This window comes from Peptoniphilus faecalis, assembly GCF_012976305.1.
In the GTDB taxonomy this organism is placed as follows: Bacteria; Bacillota; Clostridia; order Tissierellales; family Peptoniphilaceae; genus Peptoniphilus_A; species Peptoniphilus_A faecalis.
Genome location: NZ_JABDSR010000002.1, coordinates 154876 through 171240 on the forward strand (window position 1 = coordinate 154876; position 16365 = coordinate 171240).

Annotated in this window: 19 protein-coding genes and 1 other annotated feature (1 of these 20 only partly in view); of the genes, 12 read left to right on the plus strand and 7 right to left on the minus strand. The window is 32.6% G+C overall.

The genetic code is table 11. The features are described 5' to 3' along the window. The first annotated feature begins 63 nt into the window (after positions 1 to 63). From serC to HKO22_RS01945, 4 genes are all read left to right on the plus strand, one after another. Positions 64 to 1149, plus strand: coding sequence for a 3-phosphoserine/phosphohydroxythreonine transaminase (gene serC / locus HKO22_RS01930; protein ID WP_169968158.1), 1086 nt, complete (start codon positions 64 to 66; stop codon positions 1147 to 1149). Beyond that, positions 1146 to 2327: a phosphoglycerate dehydrogenase gene (locus HKO22_RS01935; protein ID WP_235860788.1), complete on the plus strand. Its 1182-nt coding sequence runs from the start codon at positions 1146 to 1148 to the stop codon at positions 2325 to 2327. The genes serC and HKO22_RS01935 overlap by 4 nt, the downstream gene beginning before the upstream one ends. Before the next feature lie 7 nt (positions 2328 to 2334). Next, positions 2335 to 3558, plus strand: coding sequence for a DUF1015 domain-containing protein (locus tag HKO22_RS01940; RefSeq protein WP_211660189.1), 1224 nt, complete (start codon positions 2335 to 2337; stop codon positions 3556 to 3558). A gap of 339 nt (positions 3559 to 3897) precedes the next feature. Beyond that, a complete protein-coding gene (locus tag HKO22_RS01945) occupies positions 3898 to 4653 on the plus strand; it encodes a ZIP family metal transporter (protein WP_144015203.1) in 756 nt (251 codons plus the stop codon). 7 nt (positions 4654 to 4660) lie between these two features. Here HKO22_RS01945 and HKO22_RS01950 read toward each other — a convergent pair whose 3' ends face one another. Genes HKO22_RS01950 through tpx form a run of 4 tightly spaced genes read right to left on the minus strand, consistent with a single transcriptional unit; the run spans position 4661 to position 6582 of the window. Next, positions 4661 to 5038 carry a hypothetical protein gene (locus tag HKO22_RS01950; protein ID WP_169968160.1) on the minus strand — a complete coding sequence of 126 codons (378 nt, stop codon included), beginning with the start codon at positions 5036 to 5038 and terminating at the stop codon, positions 4661 to 4663. A gap of 29 nt (positions 5039 to 5067) precedes the next feature. Then, on the minus strand, positions 5068 to 5589 hold the full coding sequence (locus tag HKO22_RS01955; RefSeq protein ID WP_169968161.1) for a hypothetical protein: 522 nt from the start codon (positions 5587 to 5589) through the stop codon (positions 5068 to 5070). 7 nt (positions 5590 to 5596) lie between these two features. Further along, positions 5597 to 6079, minus strand: coding sequence for a 23S rRNA (pseudouridine(1915)-N(3))-methyltransferase RlmH (gene rlmH / locus HKO22_RS01960; protein ID WP_075659573.1), 483 nt, complete (start codon positions 6077 to 6079; stop codon positions 5597 to 5599). A gap of 2 nt (positions 6080 to 6081) precedes the next feature. Further along, positions 6082 to 6582 carry a thiol peroxidase gene (tpx, locus tag HKO22_RS01965; protein ID WP_169968163.1) on the minus strand — a complete coding sequence of 167 codons (501 nt, stop codon included), beginning with the start codon at positions 6580 to 6582 and terminating at the stop codon, positions 6082 to 6084. A 153-nt stretch (positions 6583 to 6735) separates the two neighbouring features. On the opposite strand from tpx, the gene HKO22_RS01970 reads away from it, so the two are divergent. Beyond that, positions 6736 to 7137 (plus strand): hypothetical protein, encoded by a 402-nt coding sequence (locus HKO22_RS01970; protein WP_235860787.1) that lies wholly within the window; start codon positions 6736 to 6738, stop codon positions 7135 to 7137. A gap of 157 nt (positions 7138 to 7294) precedes the next feature. Here the strand turns inward: HKO22_RS01970 and HKO22_RS10955 are convergent, their stop codons facing one another. Together HKO22_RS10955 and HKO22_RS01975 are read right to left on the minus strand one after the other, a co-directional pair. After that, positions 7295 to 7420, minus strand: coding sequence for a hypothetical protein (locus HKO22_RS10955; RefSeq protein ID WP_268935701.1), 126 nt, complete (start codon positions 7418 to 7420; stop codon positions 7295 to 7297). Positions 7421 to 7430: 10 nt separating this feature from the next. Next, positions 7431 to 8543 (minus strand): sodium ion-translocating decarboxylase subunit beta, encoded by a 1113-nt coding sequence (locus tag HKO22_RS01975; RefSeq protein ID WP_075659571.1) that lies wholly within the window; start codon positions 8541 to 8543, stop codon positions 7431 to 7433. Positions 8544 to 8762: 219 nt separating this feature from the next. Between HKO22_RS01975 and HKO22_RS01980 the strand changes: the two genes are divergently transcribed. Continuing rightward, on the plus strand, positions 8763 to 9464 hold the full coding sequence (locus tag HKO22_RS01980) for a hypothetical protein (RefSeq protein ID WP_169968166.1): 702 nt from the start codon (positions 8763 to 8765) through the stop codon (positions 9462 to 9464). A 27-nt stretch (positions 9465 to 9491) separates the two neighbouring features. After that, positions 9492 to 9725, plus strand: coding sequence for a hypothetical protein (locus tag HKO22_RS01985; protein WP_169968168.1), 234 nt, complete (start codon positions 9492 to 9494; stop codon positions 9723 to 9725). Positions 9726 to 9903: 178 nt separating this feature from the next. Here HKO22_RS01985 and htpG read toward each other — a convergent pair whose 3' ends face one another. Beyond that, on the minus strand, positions 9904 to 11757 hold the full coding sequence (htpG, locus tag HKO22_RS01990) for a molecular chaperone HtpG (RefSeq protein ID WP_169968170.1): 1854 nt from the start codon (positions 11755 to 11757) through the stop codon (positions 9904 to 9906). Positions 11758 to 12024: 267 nt separating this feature from the next. Between htpG and HKO22_RS01995 the strand changes: the two genes are divergently transcribed. From HKO22_RS01995 to HKO22_RS02015, 5 genes are read left to right on the plus strand one after another with little or no spacing between them, the layout of a single operon-like run. Further along, the gene (locus HKO22_RS01995) at positions 12025 to 12717 is read left to right on the plus strand and encodes an ATP-binding protein (protein WP_075659567.1); all 693 of its coding nucleotides are present in this window, start codon (positions 12025 to 12027) and stop codon (positions 12715 to 12717) included. 10 nt (positions 12718 to 12727) lie between these two features. After that, a complete protein-coding gene (locus HKO22_RS02000; RefSeq protein ID WP_083635532.1) occupies positions 12728 to 12946 on the plus strand; it encodes a 4Fe-4S dicluster domain-containing protein in 219 nt (72 codons plus the stop codon). 11 nt (positions 12947 to 12957) lie between these two features. Beyond that, entirely contained in the window at positions 12958 to 14022 is a 1065-nt protein-coding gene (locus HKO22_RS02005) for a 3-methyl-2-oxobutanoate dehydrogenase subunit VorB (protein ID WP_075659565.1), read from the plus strand. Beyond that, positions 14022 to 14774: a thiamine pyrophosphate-dependent enzyme gene (locus tag HKO22_RS02010; RefSeq protein ID WP_075659564.1), complete on the plus strand. Its 753-nt coding sequence runs from the start codon at positions 14022 to 14024 to the stop codon at positions 14772 to 14774. Before HKO22_RS02005 ends, HKO22_RS02010 begins: the two co-directional genes overlap by 1 nt. Further along, positions 14774 to 15976, plus strand: a complete 1203-nt coding sequence (locus HKO22_RS02015; RefSeq protein WP_169968172.1) for a 2-oxoacid:acceptor oxidoreductase family protein — start codon at positions 14774 to 14776, stop codon at positions 15974 to 15976. The genes HKO22_RS02010 and HKO22_RS02015 overlap by 1 nt, the downstream gene beginning before the upstream one ends. 189 nt (positions 15977 to 16165) lie before the next feature. Further along, positions 16166 to 16365 (plus strand) — a binding site (T-box leader) (it continues 47 nt past the right edge of the window).

Genomic DNA, 16365 nt, shown 5'->3' on the forward strand with positions numbered 1-16365 from the left:
TCATTATAATTAATACAATTTACTTTTTTACTTAAGTAAATAATTTTGAAAGAGGAGGACGAAATGAAAAAAATTTATAATTTTTCTGCAGGGCCATCTACTCTACCAGTAGAAGTTCTAGAAAAAGCACAAAAGGAAATGTTAGACTATAAAAACTCAGGAATGTCAGTTATGGAGATGAGTCACCGCTCCTCCCTTTATGACGAAATTCATAATGAAGCTAAAGAGGACTTAATGAAATTAATGGGTCTTGATGAGGACTATGAACTTTTATTCTTGCAAGGTGGAGGGTCAACTCAATTTGCAATGATTCCTATGAATTTGTTAAATAAAGATGATATTGCATCTTATTTAATCACTGGTTCTTGGGCTGACAAGGCTTATAAAGAGGCTAAAAAATTTGCAAAACCTGAAATTCTAGCATCTTCTAAGGAAGATATTTATACCTATATTCCAGAAATTGATGAAAGTAAAATGAATGAAAAGTCAAAATTTTTATATCTTTGTGTTAACAACACAATTTATGGAACGAGAATTTCTCCAGAAAAAATTGGGAAGCTAAACAAGCCACTTGTTGCAGATATTTCTTCAAATATCTTGTCTGAAAAATACGACTATAATAAATTTGATTTAGTATTTGCAGGTGCTCAAAAAAATCTCGGCCCTGCAGGCGTTACAATTGTAGCTCTAAAAAAAGACTTAATTAAAGAAACTAGGGAAGAGATTCCTACAATGCTTTCTTACAAAACTCATGCCGACAAAAACTCACTTTACAATACGCCTCCATGTTTTGCAATTTATGTTACAGGACTTGTGGCTAAGTGGATTAAAAAAATGGGTGGAGTGGAAGCAATGGAAGAGATAAACAAGGAAAAGTCAAAACTTCTCTATGATTTTATAGATAATTCTTCTCTTTACAAAAATAATGTTAAACTAGAAGACCGCTCACTTATGAACATTGTATTCGTAACAGGAGATGCTGAGCTAGATGCGAAATTTGTCAAGGGAGCAAAGGAAAAAGGTCTCGAGAATCTAAAGGGACATCGCACAGTTGGTGGGATGAGGGCAAGTATTTATAATGCCATGCCAATAGAGGGCGTAAAGGCTCTTATAGATTATATGAAGGATTTTGAGAGGGAGAATAGGTGATAAAATTGGGACAAATTTATAAAATTAAAACAATAAATAATATTTCTAATAAGGGACTTAAACTTTTGCCAGAAAATTTTAAATATAGTGCAGAGGAAGAAAATCCCGATGCAATATTAGTGAGAAGTGCCGACCTTCACGATGTAGAATTTCCTAAAAGCGTGAGATACATTGGTCGTGCTGGAGCTGGAACAAATAATATTCCAGTAGATAGATGTGCTGAAGAGGGAATTGTAGTTTGCAATGCTCCAGGTGCTAATGCCAATGCTGTAAAAGAACTTGCTCTGACGGGAATGCTCCTTGCATCAAGAGATATTATTGGTGCTGTTAATTGGGCAAATAATCTAGAGGGTCATGAAAATATAAAAAAAGATGTGGAAGCTGGCAAAAAGGCTTTTGCTGGGCCTGAACTAAAGGGCAAAACACTTGGAGTAATAGGACTTGGTGCAACGGGACAACTTGTTGCATCAGCTGGTGTTGAAATGGGAATGAAAGTAATTGGATACGATCCCTTTCTTTCAATTAAAAACGCACTTCATTTAGACACTAAAGTTAATTATACAGAGGACATAAAGGAAATTTTTAAAAATTCAAATTATATTTCTCTTCACATTCCTTATAGCGAAGCAACTAAAAATATAGTAAATGGAGAGCTTCTTGAAATTGCAAAGGATGGTCTAGTGTTACTTAATATTGCGAGAGGTGGACTTGTAGATATTACTGCTCTTAAAGAATATTTGGAAAATGGCAAAGTTAAAAAGTATGTATGCGACTTCCCTGACGAGGAAACAATTACACTTCCAAATACAATTAATCTGCCTCATATAGGTGCATCAACACCAGAGTCAGAAGAAAATTCTGCAAAGATGGTTGTTGAAGAATTAATAGACTATTTAGAAAATGGAAATATAAAAAATTCTGTAAACTTTCCTAATATGGATATGGGAACTTGTAACAGTGTCCACAGGATTCTCGTGCTTCATAGAAATATACCAAGCATGATTGCACAAATTACTACAATTCTTGCAGATGAAAAGGTAAATATTTCTGATTTATTAAATCGCCACAAGGGGAAATTTGCAGCGACAATGATTGATATAGATTCAGAGGTTGATGAAAATCTTAGAAAAAAACTATATGCAATTAAAGGCGTCCTTAGAGTTAGGCTAATCAAGTAGGTGCATAATGGAGATAAAAGCATTTAAAGCCATTAGACCTAAGAAGGAATTGGCAAGTGAAATTGCAGCACTTCCCTACGATGTCTATTCTGTAAAAGAGGCTAGAGAAATAATAAAGAAAAACCCAAAATCCTTTTTGCAAGTGGATCTTCCGGCGGCAACTGTAGATGATGAAGTTAAAAATTTAAATGAAATAGCCCTTTTAAATTTTAATAATTTAAAAAAGAAGGGATATTTTTATAAAGAAGATAGGGATAAACTATATATCTATTCTCTTACAATGAAGGGAAAGACTCAAGTTGGACTTGTCGCCTGTGCATCAATAGACGAATATTTAGAGGGCAAGATTAAAAAACACGAATTTACTAGAAAAGACAAGGAAGCAGATAGAGTAGATCATGTTGACAAGCTTGATGCAAATACGGGACCAATATTTTTGACATATAAGTCTTTAGATGAAATAAATAAGATAATATATTCAGAAATTAAGGAAATACCTGAAATAGACTTTAGGACGGAAGATGGCGTAAATCACAAAATTTGGACAATAGAAGATGAAGATACAATAGAAAAATTAATCACTTTATTTAAAAATGTAGAAAATTTTTATATCGCAGATGGTCATCACAGATGTGCTTCTGCCGTAAAAGTTGGACTAAAAAGGCGTGAAGAAAATAAGGATTACACAGGTAATGAAGAGTTTAATTATTTTTTATCTTTAATATTTCCTTCAAAGGAAGTTGAGATTATGGACTACAATAGAGTTGTAAAGGATTTGAATAATTTCACTGAAAAGGAATTTTTAGAAAAATTAAGGGAAAACTTTGAAGTAGAAGTAGCGAAGACTTCGCCATATAAGCCAGAGGGAAAGGGTTGCTTTGGAATGTATCTCAGTGATAACTGGTATAAGTTAAAAGTAAAAGATGAACTTGTAAAAGATGACATAATAGAAAGGCTTGATGTTTCAATATTACAAAATCTAGTTCTAGATAAAATTTTAGGGATAAAAAATCCAAGGACAGACGAGAGAATAGACTTTGTTGGAGGAATAAGAGGACTTTATGAACTTGAAAAGAGGACAAGAGAAGATATGCAAATAGCATTCTCGCTATACCCTACATCACTTGAAGAACTATTTGAAGTTGCAGATGCAGGTGAAGTAATGCCGCCGAAATCAACATGGTTTGAGCCAAAGCCTCTCTCAGGTCTTTTCATACACGAATTAAAATAATAGAATTAGAAAGGTAACTGACCTCAAAAGTTGGACTAAAAAACTAACTAAGGAGGTCAGTTTTTAAATGCAAATATAGCACAGAATTTAAAATCAATAATCCACAAAGGATAATATATAGCTAAAATATATTAATATCACAAGGAGTAAAGAATAAAAATAGGATATTTAACAAAATAGAATGTGGTAAGAAAAGTGTGGCAAAAAATATTAGAGATCGCATAAGATTTGCTAATGTACTAGGTTAAATTTTAAGGCATATTATTGTCGCCTTTTTTGCATAGAATTTATTAAAATTATTTTTTCATGGACTATGTTATAATAAAAAAAGGTGAGAAAATGAATTTAACTTTTATTATCCTAGGCTGTATAGTGCCAGGACTTATGACGGGGATTGGTGCAATCCCAATATTTTTTGCAAAAGATGTTAGCCAAAAAGTATTAGATGTGCTTCTTGCAGCAGCAGCGGGAGTAATGCTTGCGGCGACCTGCTTTTCTCTTGTAATACCAAGCCTTGAAATAGGAGAAGGGGAAAGGGCAGTTCTAATAACTGGACTTGGAATATTTACTGGTGCACTAATGCTAGATCTTATAGATAAATATGCCCCACATGAACATTTAATTGACAAGAGATATGAAGGAAAAGATGTAAAAAATCTTTCGAAAATTTGGCTCTTTGTAATTGCAATTGCGATTCACAACTTTCCAGAAGGACTTGCCACGGGAGTTGGCTTTGGAGGAGAAAACATGTCCAATGGGCTTTCTGTTGCCTTTGGAATTGCCCTTCAAAATATGCCAGAAGGGTTGGCAGTAGCCCTTGCCCTTGTGCGTGAAGGCTATTCTCGCAAAAAAGGTTTTGCAGTAGCAGCATTAACTGGACTAGTTGAACCAATAGGAGCCTTTATGGGAATTGGACTTGTGTCGATTTTTTCTGCAACACTTGGGTTTATCCTTGCCCTTGCAGCGGGAGCGATGCTCTTTGTAATTAGTGATGAGATAATTCCAGAAACTCATTCAAATGGTTACGAAAGATTGGCTACTTATGGCGTAATTTTTGGATTTATACTTATGATGTTTTTGGATTCTTTAATTTAAATAAAAATTATTTTATTTTAACATTTATATTTATTTCAAAGGAATTTTCATCTAAAAATTCTTCCCGAAGTTCCACTGATTCTGTGAAATAAATTTCTGCACCATCTATAAAATATATTGGATGGATGCCGTCGACAAATTTTAATTCTTTATTTATTCTCACATCGGCATAGGAAATTATATCTCCAACTGCGTGGTATTTTAAGAGAAGAGTTTCGCCAAAATTTTTTATGTAGCTTGGTTTTTTATAGTCAATGGACATTTCCTTTAGCATCGCAATTATTTTTTCGTCTAATTTTATATCCACAGTCTCTAAATTTTTCATAAACTCTTCTGTTCTATAATTATTTACATTAATCATATAAGAGTCAAAATTAAAAATCATTTTAGCACCTCAATCATTAATTAAAGTTATTATAATTTTTCTAAGGAGTCATAAATAAGTTCCAATTCATTATTGTAAAAAATTTCAAGAGATGCATTTTGCCATTCTTCTTTATCATCAAAGCCTGTTACTATCCCGTAAAATCTCATGTAGCCATAACCAAAGGACTCGTTAATTATTTCAAAATTAAGTTTTAAAAATTCTTCAATTGAAATTTTTTTGTAGACTCCATCTTTAAAGAGAATTATCTCCACAGAATCCATTATTCCCCCTTCAATATCATCTATTTCAATATTTTCATAAAAATCAGAATCAAAGGAATGGATAATATTTTCTATAACTTCTTCAAGTTCTACCTTTGTAAAGCTTGTATCAGTTTTCTCTAGGATGAGTTTGGGATTTGTCATTACATAATCTATTTCTTTGTCGTCCTTTTTTTCAAAATAAATTCCTCCATCAAAGGACAAAATAAATTTGTCGTCAAAAACTTCAAGATTTGTTAAATGAAAATCGTGAAGGGAAAAAACTTGATTTAATAAATTTAGTTTCATATTTACCTCATTTGTGATAAGGGTGATTGTTTATTATTCTAAAGGCCCTATAAATTTGCTCCATTAAAATTACACGCATAAGTTTGTGTGGGAAGGTCATCCTTGAAAAGCTAAGTTTGTAATCGGCTCTATTTAAAACTTCTTTAGATAAACCGAGACTTCCTCCAATTATAAAAGTTATATTTGAGTAGCCGTCAATCATAAGTTCATTTATTTTATCGGCAAAGGCGACAGAGTCAAGGCTTTTTCCGTCAATAGCAAGGGCGATTACATAGGCGTCATCTTTTATCTTTGATAAAATTTTTTCGCCTTCAGTATTTTTCACTCTCTCCATGTCTTTTTCAGATAAATTTTCGGGGCAAGGTTCGTCTATAATTTCAAAAATGCTTAAATCGGCATAGGATCTAAGCATTTTTTTATACTCATTTATGGCATCTTTAAAATAATTTTCCTTGATTTTGCCAAGTACGATTAGATTGATGTTTATCATTTTTAGCTTAATTTTTTAACTTCTTCAAGAGCCTTTTCAAAGTTTACTTCGTGAGTTACTTCAGGAACATATTCAACGTATGCAACTTTTCCATCTCTATCGACAATTACAACGCCACGAGCAAGAAGTTTAAGCTCTTTAATCATGAAGCCATATTTTTCGCCAAATTCTCTGTATCTGTAGTCGGAAACGATGTCTGCGCTTTCGATTCCCTTTACTGAACAGAATCTTTCTTGTGCAAAAGGAAGGTCAACTGTTACAGTTACAATTTTTACATCGTCAGATAATTTTGCAGCTTCTTCGTTAAAAGTAGTTGCTTGAATTGCACACACAGATGTGTCAATAGATGGAGCAACTGAATAAACTACGATTTTGCCCTTTAAATCTTCTGAATTAAAATCAGATAAATCTCTTTTAACTGCCTTAAATTCTGGAGCCATATCTCCAACCTTAATTTCTTTACCTTCAAGAGTTACTTTATTTCCGCCAAATGTTATATCCATTTTAATTCCTCCTAAAATTATTTTTGTTTTAATTTACATTATATTTATATCCAATTATTTATAATCTTAACAAGTGATTGCAATAAAATGAAACTTAATTAAAATATAAGTAAGAAAAGTTTTGCGAGTTAAAGGAATAAAAGGAGGGGGAATATGAAAAAGTATTTGAAAAAATATATAAATTTTTTAATATCATTATTCTTATTTCCAATATTAAATCTAATCTGCATAAAAGTTTTTGGATACATCAATGGGAGAATTCAAGCGACCTTTGACATAAAATATATGATTATCTTAGATATTGTAAAAATTTTAATGATTTTATTTTTGGGTTTTATGCTCGCCTATTATATTAATTTCTCATGCAAACTATCGAAAAAGACTCTTGGAATATTTTTATTAATTGAAATTTTTATATTTGCAATTTATATAGTCATAAAAAAATATTATTTGCAAGAAAATTTTGTCTACCTTTATGATTTTAATGCCTTGTATTTTTTCTTGCTTATAGGAGAAAATATTTTTTTGTTTTTACATCAAAATCATGAATTATAGTAAAAATCTATTTTAATACTAAGGTTTTGTTTTTTTGTTACTAGGAAGAACTTTTGCGGATTCTGGTTATGAAACACAACAAAACTCTTATTTTAAAAAAGCTGATGTGTGGAATAGATTTATCTATCTTGCACATCAGCTTTTTTTAAAATTAAATTTATTTTTCCTTAAAAACTTTTAGCATTATTTTTGTAAAGATGTAGAAAAGTATTAGGACTGCAAAAACTCCAACCAGTCCCCAAAGTGCGACTTCCACTCCCTGTATAAATACTGTCATATCCATTTTATCACTCCTACATAAACATTGGCACGAGAGCCAAGATCATTGAGCCTGCAACTACTGAGCCAAGTTGACCGGCAACATTTGCTGACATTGCTTGCATAAGGATAAAGTTAGTTGGGTCTTCCTTTGCTGCCATCATTTGCACAACTCTACCAGACATAGGAAAAGCTGAGATGCCAGCAGCTCCAATCATTGGGTTTACCTTGTTCTTTAAAAATAAATTTAAAAATTTTGCAAAAAGAACACCACCTGCTGTATCGAAGATAAAGGCAACAAGTCCCATGGCAAGTATCATAAGTGTGTGGATGTTTAAAAAGGCATCGGCAGACATTGTACCACCAATTGTTATGCCTAGCAAAATTGTAACTAAATTTGAAAGTTCATTTTGTGCAGAAGTTGAAAGTCTTTCAAGAACTCCGCAGACTCTGATTAAATTTCCAAACATCAAAGCACCAATAAGGGCAACAGACATTGGTGCAATAATTCCAGCTATAACTGTAATTACAATTGGAAATAAAATTTCAACTTTTTTTGGCACGTGAACTGTAGTGTACTTCATTCTAATCTTTCTCTCTTTTTCAGTAGTTAAAAGTTTTATAACTGGTGGCTGAATTATTGGAACGAGAGACATATAAGAATAGGCAGCAACAGAAATTGGACCAAGGTAATTTGGAGCAAAGACCTTTGCGACATATATTGATGTAGGGCCATCAGCTGCTCCTATTATTCCAATTGACGCTGCTTCGGGAAGAGTGAATTTGCCTGTTGAAATTGCAAAGAGCATAGTTGCAAAAATTCCAAACTGTGCCGCTGCACCGAAAAATAACATAAAGGGCGATGAAATAAGTGGTTTAAAATCAATCATAGCACCTACTGCGATAAAAATTAATACTGGGAAGAGTTCTGTTGCAATCCCAGCATTGTATAAAATTGTCAAGAAACCCTCCTCTCCAACTGCAGATGATAGTGGAATATTAGAAATAATTGCTCCAAAACCAATGGGAAGAAGAAGTGAAGGTTCATATTGTTTTTCAATGGCAAGATAAATTAAAATTCCACCAATGACAAACATAATTAAGTGTTTAACTTCGAGATTTAAAATTCCAGATAAAAGTGTTTCCATTGTGCCTCCTAAACTTTTTAGATGACAAGTAATATAACATAAATACTAAAAATATTCAATAAATCTAGAAATTATAGAGAAAAACAAATTCAAATTGTAAAATAATGTGAGTTAAAACTATAATATTTTCTTGATAAAAAAAGTTTTATGTGGTAAACTCAAATCACATAAGATCTTATTTGATTTGAAAACGTTATCTTTTGTGATAGGAGATATCTTATGAAAAAATTAGTAAGCTTGATACTTTTGTTTTTTGTATTAATCAGTTTATCTTGCGTTTACGCAAAAAGTACAGATGTGGATTTTCAAAAATTCATGGACTCTCCAGCTCTAGATTTTTCGGAATTATCCAAAATGCAAGGTTCAAAAACAATTAACGAATTTGATGCAATTTTATCGACTAAAGGATTAAGTGCGGAAGATGTTTCAAATGACGTTGCAAGAAGAGCAAGTGCAAACTTCAGATTCAACATGTACGAGAATAGATTTGAATATGGAGATTACGCAGTTGTCGATGCTTATTGGTCATGGGAGTCTTCTCCTATTTGGGCAGGAAGAGATACTGTTGTATTTGGATGGAGCGAGGGATTTACAGTTAATTTAAATAGAACAGTAATGAAGGTAACATATAGAGATTTAGATGGCAATTACAAAGGTGAACAATATTATTATCCAAGTGGTTTAGTTCAAGGTTGTAGATTTGATTTTGAACAAAGCTATGCGCCAGGTGCCTTAAGATCTTTAAGTAGTGGAAAAGTTTATTTAGTTATAGATAATAGAGAAAACAAGGATTATGTTGAAGTTCATGGTAAATATCTTCACAATTATATGGGGGTATTTCCAAGTATAAATATTTCAAGCTCAGGAACAATTTCTGTTTCTTTAAGTTCAAGTACTAGAGAAATGGGCGATGATATATAATTATGCCATAATATTAAGGAGACAATGATGATAGAAAATATTTTTAAATTTTTAATAATTGCATCTGTAGGTTTTATATTAATTTTCTTTTTACCGTATCCCGAATTATGGATATTGGGGACACGATTTGGTATTTCAATGTATGTAATGCTAATAATTCAACACATTATCTTTAACAAAAAGTTTGACGATATGTTGAAAAAGCTTGATAATTTAGAAAAAGAATTAAATGCCAAGGATGATGAAAATATTGAAAATTAAAAGTGATGGTAGATATATTTATAATTTTTCATTTATCATCAAAATTGTAATACTTTAGCATTACAAAGTATAAATTTATTTTAAACAATTAAAAACTCGCAAATAAGGCTCTTCTCACGATGAAAAGAGCCCTTTACTTTGCAAAATATTTGTAATTGAATTTTATAAAATCCTTTGCTTACATAAGTTTTGATACATTTCTAGCATAGGAGATTGGGTCTTTTATGTCGAGACCTGCCATTAGTCTTGCGCCATCGTAAAGCAATTCTGTGTAATTTTTAAATTCTTCTGAATCTTTGTCCATGTCCTTTAATTTTTTTACTGCCGGGTGATTTGGATTTAGTTCTAAAACTTTGTCTGCTTTAAAGCCTTGGTTATTAGGCATATGGCTTAGAGTTTTTTCCATTTCTATTGAAATTTCACCTTTGCTTGATAGATAAGCTGCGTCATCTTTTAAATTTGGATTTTCCCTTATTGATGAAACTTCACCAGATAAAAGGTCCTTCATTTTCCTTAAATAATCATCAAGATTTTTTTCATCTTCTTCTTTTGTAGCATCAGTTTCTGAAATTGATTTGAATTTTTTGTCGTCATATTCTTCTAGCATTTTTATGACAAATTCATCAATTGGATCTGTTAAGGCAAGGACTTCTATGTTTTCTTCCATAAAGTGCTTTATTTGTGGAAGTTTTTTCACGCTTTCTATGGAATTTCCATTTGCGTAATAGATGCATTCTTGGTCAGGCGCCATGTCCTTTCTGTATTCATTAAAGGTTATATTTTCTCTTTTTGTAGTTGTATATATAAATAGATCCTTTAGCTTGTCTTTATCTGCTCCATAATTTTCATAGGCACCAGATTTTAAGCTTATGCCAAAGTTTTCGAAAAATTGGGCGTATTTTTCTCTGTCATTTTTAAGGATTTTTGCAAGTTCTTCTAGGATTTTCTTTTCTATATTTTTCTTTATAAGTTGTAATTCACGAGTTTTTTGTAGCATTTCACGAGAAATATTAAGAGAAATATCTTCGGAGTCAACTACACCTTTGACGAAGCTTAGATAATCGGGAAGAAGGTCTTCACATTTTTCCATTATTAGAACTCCATTGGAATAAAGTTCAAGTCCGCCTTTCCTATCTGGATTTAAGAAATCAAAGGGTCTTCTTGAAGGAATGTATAAAATAGCCTTAAAGGAAATAACGCCTTCTACACTAATGTGTATGTGAGCTAGGGGATCTTCAAATCCAAAATGTCTTTGTCTAAAGAAATTGTTATAGTCATCCTCCTTTAGTTCGTTTTTATTTTTTCTCCACATTGGCACAGATGAATTTAATATGTCATCTTCTCTATAAGATTCAAATTTTGGGTCATCTTCTGTTGAGTCAGCTGCAGGTCTTTTCTTTTCAACTTCCATTTTTATTGGATAGCTGATGTAATTTGAGTAATGGCTTACAAGTTCTCTTATTTTGTATTCATCAAGGTATTTGTCATAATCTTCATCCTTAGAATTTTCTTTTAAGTGAAGAGTAATAATAGTTCCGTGAGAATCCTTTTTTCCACTTTCTATTGTGTAGCCCTTTGCACCCTTTGACTTCCAAATATGAGCTTCATCTTCTTTATAGGATCTTGTCAAGACGCTAATTTCATCTGCAACCATAAAGGCAGAGTAAAAGCCTACGCCAAATTGTCCAATAATTTCGTGTTCTTCATTTTTTTCATTTAATTTTTTAAAATCAAGGGAGCCTGACTTGGCAATTGTGCCCAAGTTTTCTACTAATTCATCTTCAGTCATGCCCACTCCATTATCTTCTATTGTAATTGTTCTTTTTTCCTTATCTGGAGTGATTCTAATATAATAGTCCTCGTGGTTAAATTTTACATTGTCGTCATTAAGGGCGATGTAGTACATTTTATCCATTGCATCAGATGCATTTGAAATTAATTCTCTTAAAAATATTTCTTTATTTGTGTAAATGGAATTAATCATTAAGTCCATTAATCTTTCAGTTTCGGCATTGTATTTTTTATTTTTCATGTAATCACCTTTCCTTATTAGCACTCATTCTATGCCTCTGCTAATAATATATATCTTTTCTAATAATTAGTCAAATTTAAATAGTAAAGTTTTATTAAAATCTTTATGTTTTTAAAAATATTTTAATTAAAAATTTAAAACAAAACATAGCTTTTAACTCATTAAATATAGATTTCCAAAACTTATGAAGTAAAAAGTATTTTGCAATTGTTTTCAATTTTTTGCAATTGATGTATAATATAATTGGTCTTTTAGAAGGGAGGAGAAATGTATACAGAAGTAGAAACAGGCAATAGAATAAAAATTATTACAGGACACTTTGGCAGTGGAAAAACTGAATTTTCAATTAATTATGCTTTATATTTAAAAAAGTATTTTGACAATGTTGCAGCGGTTGACCTGGATATTATTAATACATACTTTAGACTGAGAGAGAAAATGGATCTTTTAAGCGAAAAGGGCGTGGAATCATTTTCATCTAGTATGCGTGAAAAAAATGCCTTGGACATACCAGCAGTAGATCCAGCAATTTTAAAGCCACTTGAAAATAAAAATTACATGGCTGTATTAGATGTTGGAGGAAATCCAAAGGGCTCTCTTTCTCTTGGAAGGTATAGAGACATTTTGAAAAGAGAGGGTTATGACCACTATTTTGTAATAAATAGAAATAGACCAGAGACTAGGGACTTTAAGTCCGTGCGAGAATTTATCGGACAAGTGGAAGGCCATTCACAAACTAGGGTTACGGGGATTATAAACACTACTCATTTTTTAAAAGAGACCACAGCCGATGATATTTTGTATGGTGATGAGCTTGCAAGGGAAGTTTCAGAGAAATTAAATCTTCCCTATGTATATGCAGTTTGCCTAAGGAGTATTGAGAGTGAAGTTAGAGCTTTAAATTTAGCGGCGGAAGTTTTTCCCATTGACTTATTTTTTAGAGAAGATTGGATGTTATAGGAGGTAAATAATGGCTAAAGGTAGAGTTGAGTTTGAAAGTGACAGATGTAAGGGTTGTGGACTATGTGTAACTGTATGTCCTAAAAATGTAATTGAAATTGACATTGACACTATTAATAAAAAGGGTTATGCACCTGCAATGGCAAAAAGACCAGAAGATTGTATTGCTTGCCAAAACTGTGCAATAACTTGTCCTGATTCAATTATTACAGTTTATAAAATTTCTTAAGGGGTGTTTACATGACAAAAGTACTTATGAAGGGAAACGAAGCAGTTGGTGCAGCAGCTATTGAAGCTGGTTGCAAATATTTTTTCGGTTATCCTATTACTCCTCAATCTGAAATTCCTGAATACTTATCAAGGGAACTTCCAAAGATTGGCGGATGTTTTTTGCAAGCGGAGTCTGAAGTTGCAGCTATAAATATGCTATATGGTGCTGCGGGATCTGGAGCGAGAGTTATGACTTCATCTTCTTCTCCGGGAGTTTCACTAATGCAAGAAGGTATTTCTTATATGGCAGGGGCAGAACTTCCTTGTGTAATAGTAAATATGATGAGAGGTGGTCCAGGACTTGGATCAATTCAACCTTCTCAAACAGATTACTTTCAATCAACTAGAGGCGGCGGAAATGGTGATTATAGAACTATTACTTTAGCACCATCTTCTGTGCAAGAACTTGTAAATTTAATTGAACTTGGTTTTGATTTAGCGGACAAGTATAGAAATCCTGTTGTAATTATGAGTGACGGTGTACTTGGACAAATGATGGAACCAGTTGAGTTTGGCATGCAAGAAAAAATGGTTCTTCCTGAAAAGACTTGGGCAACAAGAGGCAAGGGCAAAAATCACGGAGAGAGAAATATTATAAACTCACTTTATCTTTCTGCTGATGAACTTGAAGAACTTAATAAACATTTAATTGAAAAGTATAGACAAGTTACTGAAAATGAAATTAGAGTAGAAATTGATGGCATCGAGGATGCAGATCTTGTAATCAGTGCCTATGGAACTACAGCTAGAATTGCAAAAAGTGCAATTGAACATTTAAGAAAAGAAGGCTATAAAATAGGGCTTATTCGTCCAATTACTTGCTGGCCATATCCATATGAAGCTTTCAAGGGAATAAATCCAAATTGCAAAGACATTTTAGTTTGTGAAATGAATCAAGGTCAAATGACTGATGATGTTAAGATTGCAGTTGAAGGTAGACAAAGGGTTCACTTCTTTGGAAGACAAGGTGGCGTAATTCCAAATGTGGAAGAAATTAAAGAAGCTGCTCTTAAAGTTTTAGGAGGTCTCAAATAATGGAAAAAACTAATGAACAAGTTTTATATAAATATTCAGAAGGTTTGACTAGAACTGAAACTCACTATTGTCCAGGTTGCACTCACGGTGTAATCCATAAATTAGTGGCTGAATCCTTAGTTGAACTAGGAGTTTTAGACGAAGCAATTGGAGTTGCACCAGTTGGTTGTGCAGTTCTAGCATATAAATATTTTAACTGTGACATGCACGAGGCAGCTCACGGAAGAGCACCTGCTGTTGCAACTGGAATAAAAAGAGTACATCCAGATAATTTAGTATTCACATACCAAGGCGATGGCGACTTGGCATCAATTGGTACTGCAGAAATAGTTCAAGCAGCACATAGAGGAGAAAATATTTCAACAATTTTCATAAACAACGCAATTTACGGAATGACTGGTGGACAAATGGCACCTACAACTTTAGTTGGTCAAGTTACAACTACATCTCCTTATGGAAGAGATGAAGCATGGTGTGGTAAACCAATTAAAGTTTCTGAAATGCTTGCTACAATTGATGGAGCAAAATTTGTAGAAAGAGTTTCAGTTGATACTCCAGCAAATATTAGAAAAGCTAAGAAGGCAATTAAAGAATGTTTTAAATATCAACTAGAAGGCAAGGGCTTTGGAATAGTTGAAGTATTATCATCTTGTCCAACAAACTGGGGACTTCCTCCTGCAGATGCACTTGCATGGTTAAGAGAAAATATGATTCCATATTATCCACTTGGAAACTTTAGGAGGGATGAATAATGGCTACAAGAAATATTATTGCCGCAGGATTTGGCGGACAAGGTATCATGGCAATGGGTCAACTTATAACTTATTCAGGAATGCTTGAAAATAAATTTGTATCATGGCTTCCAAGTTATGGTCCAGAAATGCGTGGAGGTTCAGCAAACTGCTCAGTAGTAGTTTCAGACGAACCTGTTGGCTCTCCAGTAATTTCACAAGCGACAGATGTAGTAGTAATGAACGAACCATCTCTAGAAAAATTTGAACAATATGTTGCACCAGGTGGAAATTTATTTATAAATTCATCCCTTGTTAAAAAAGCATCAACAAGAGATGACGTAAATGTTTTTTCTATTCCAGTAAATGACTTGGCAAATGAACTTGGGAATGCAAAAGTAGCAAATATGGTAATGCTAGGTGCATTTTTACAAGTTACAAATACAGTTAAGACAGAATCAGTTATAAAAGCTTTTACAAAAGTTTATGGAGATTCAAAGAAAAAGCTTCTTCCAATAAATGAAAAAGCAATTGCCCTTGGACAAAATTCAATTAAAGAAGCAGGTTGCGTAGGTGGAGTATGTCAAATTCTTCCAGAAAAGACTAATTCTCAAGTTAAGAGTTCTTATTCAAGACAAACTGCAGCTAATGTTGAACTTAGTGGAACAGATCTTGAAAATATTGAATACCTAAAGACGATCAAAAAATATTCAGCAGAAGATGATGAAAAGATTTTTGAAAATGAAATGACAATTGTTGATGAAGCACTTTTTATAGAAGAAGAATCTATTAAATTTTGCAACAAGGCAGCTGAAATGTTAAAGGGAGACGATGCAGGAAAAATTTTCGCATCACTTTCAAAGCAATCAGAAGAACATATATCTTATTTAAAGGGGCTAAAAGAATCTTTGAAGTCAAAGGACGAAACGTCTTTTGTAGATAAAATCAAGGCAAAACTTACAAAGAGAGAAGAGTACGATTGGGGAAAAGTCGACCAAGAAAAGGCAAGACTTGCACTTAATGTATTTGCCATTGCAAAGGACATCAAAAACTCTTCTATTGCTTTTTATAAAAAGGCAAAGGAAAATACAAAGGATAAAAATGCAAATAAACTATATGATGAACTAGAATATTGGGAAAATTTCCAATTAGAACAAGTAACAGGTCAGTACGAAATCTATAAGGAAGAATGGTGGGCTGACCAAATGTTCTCAAAAATGTAATAGTTTTAAAAGTTATAGAAATAGTGTTGGTGATAAATCATCAGCACTATTTTTATTTGGAATATGAAATTGAAAGGGGTGTATAAAAGTTATTTTATTGGGTGTGTCATAAATGTTTGACTTCTATACACTTACAAATTATAAAAAAAACCCTTGACAAAGTTTTTAGATGAGTCTATATTATTATATAATAAACCGATAAGGAAGAGTAGTAACTTCTTATGAACATCAAAGAGAGCGACTTAATTGGTGAAAGAGTTGTATGTGATTATTAAGTGAATGGACTTCTGAGGGCGGGAAGAAATAAATTTTTTAATTTAGAGTAATGCCCGACGGGACTTAGCCGTTAAAATAAGACCAATATGTTAGTATTGATGAGAGGGTGCTTT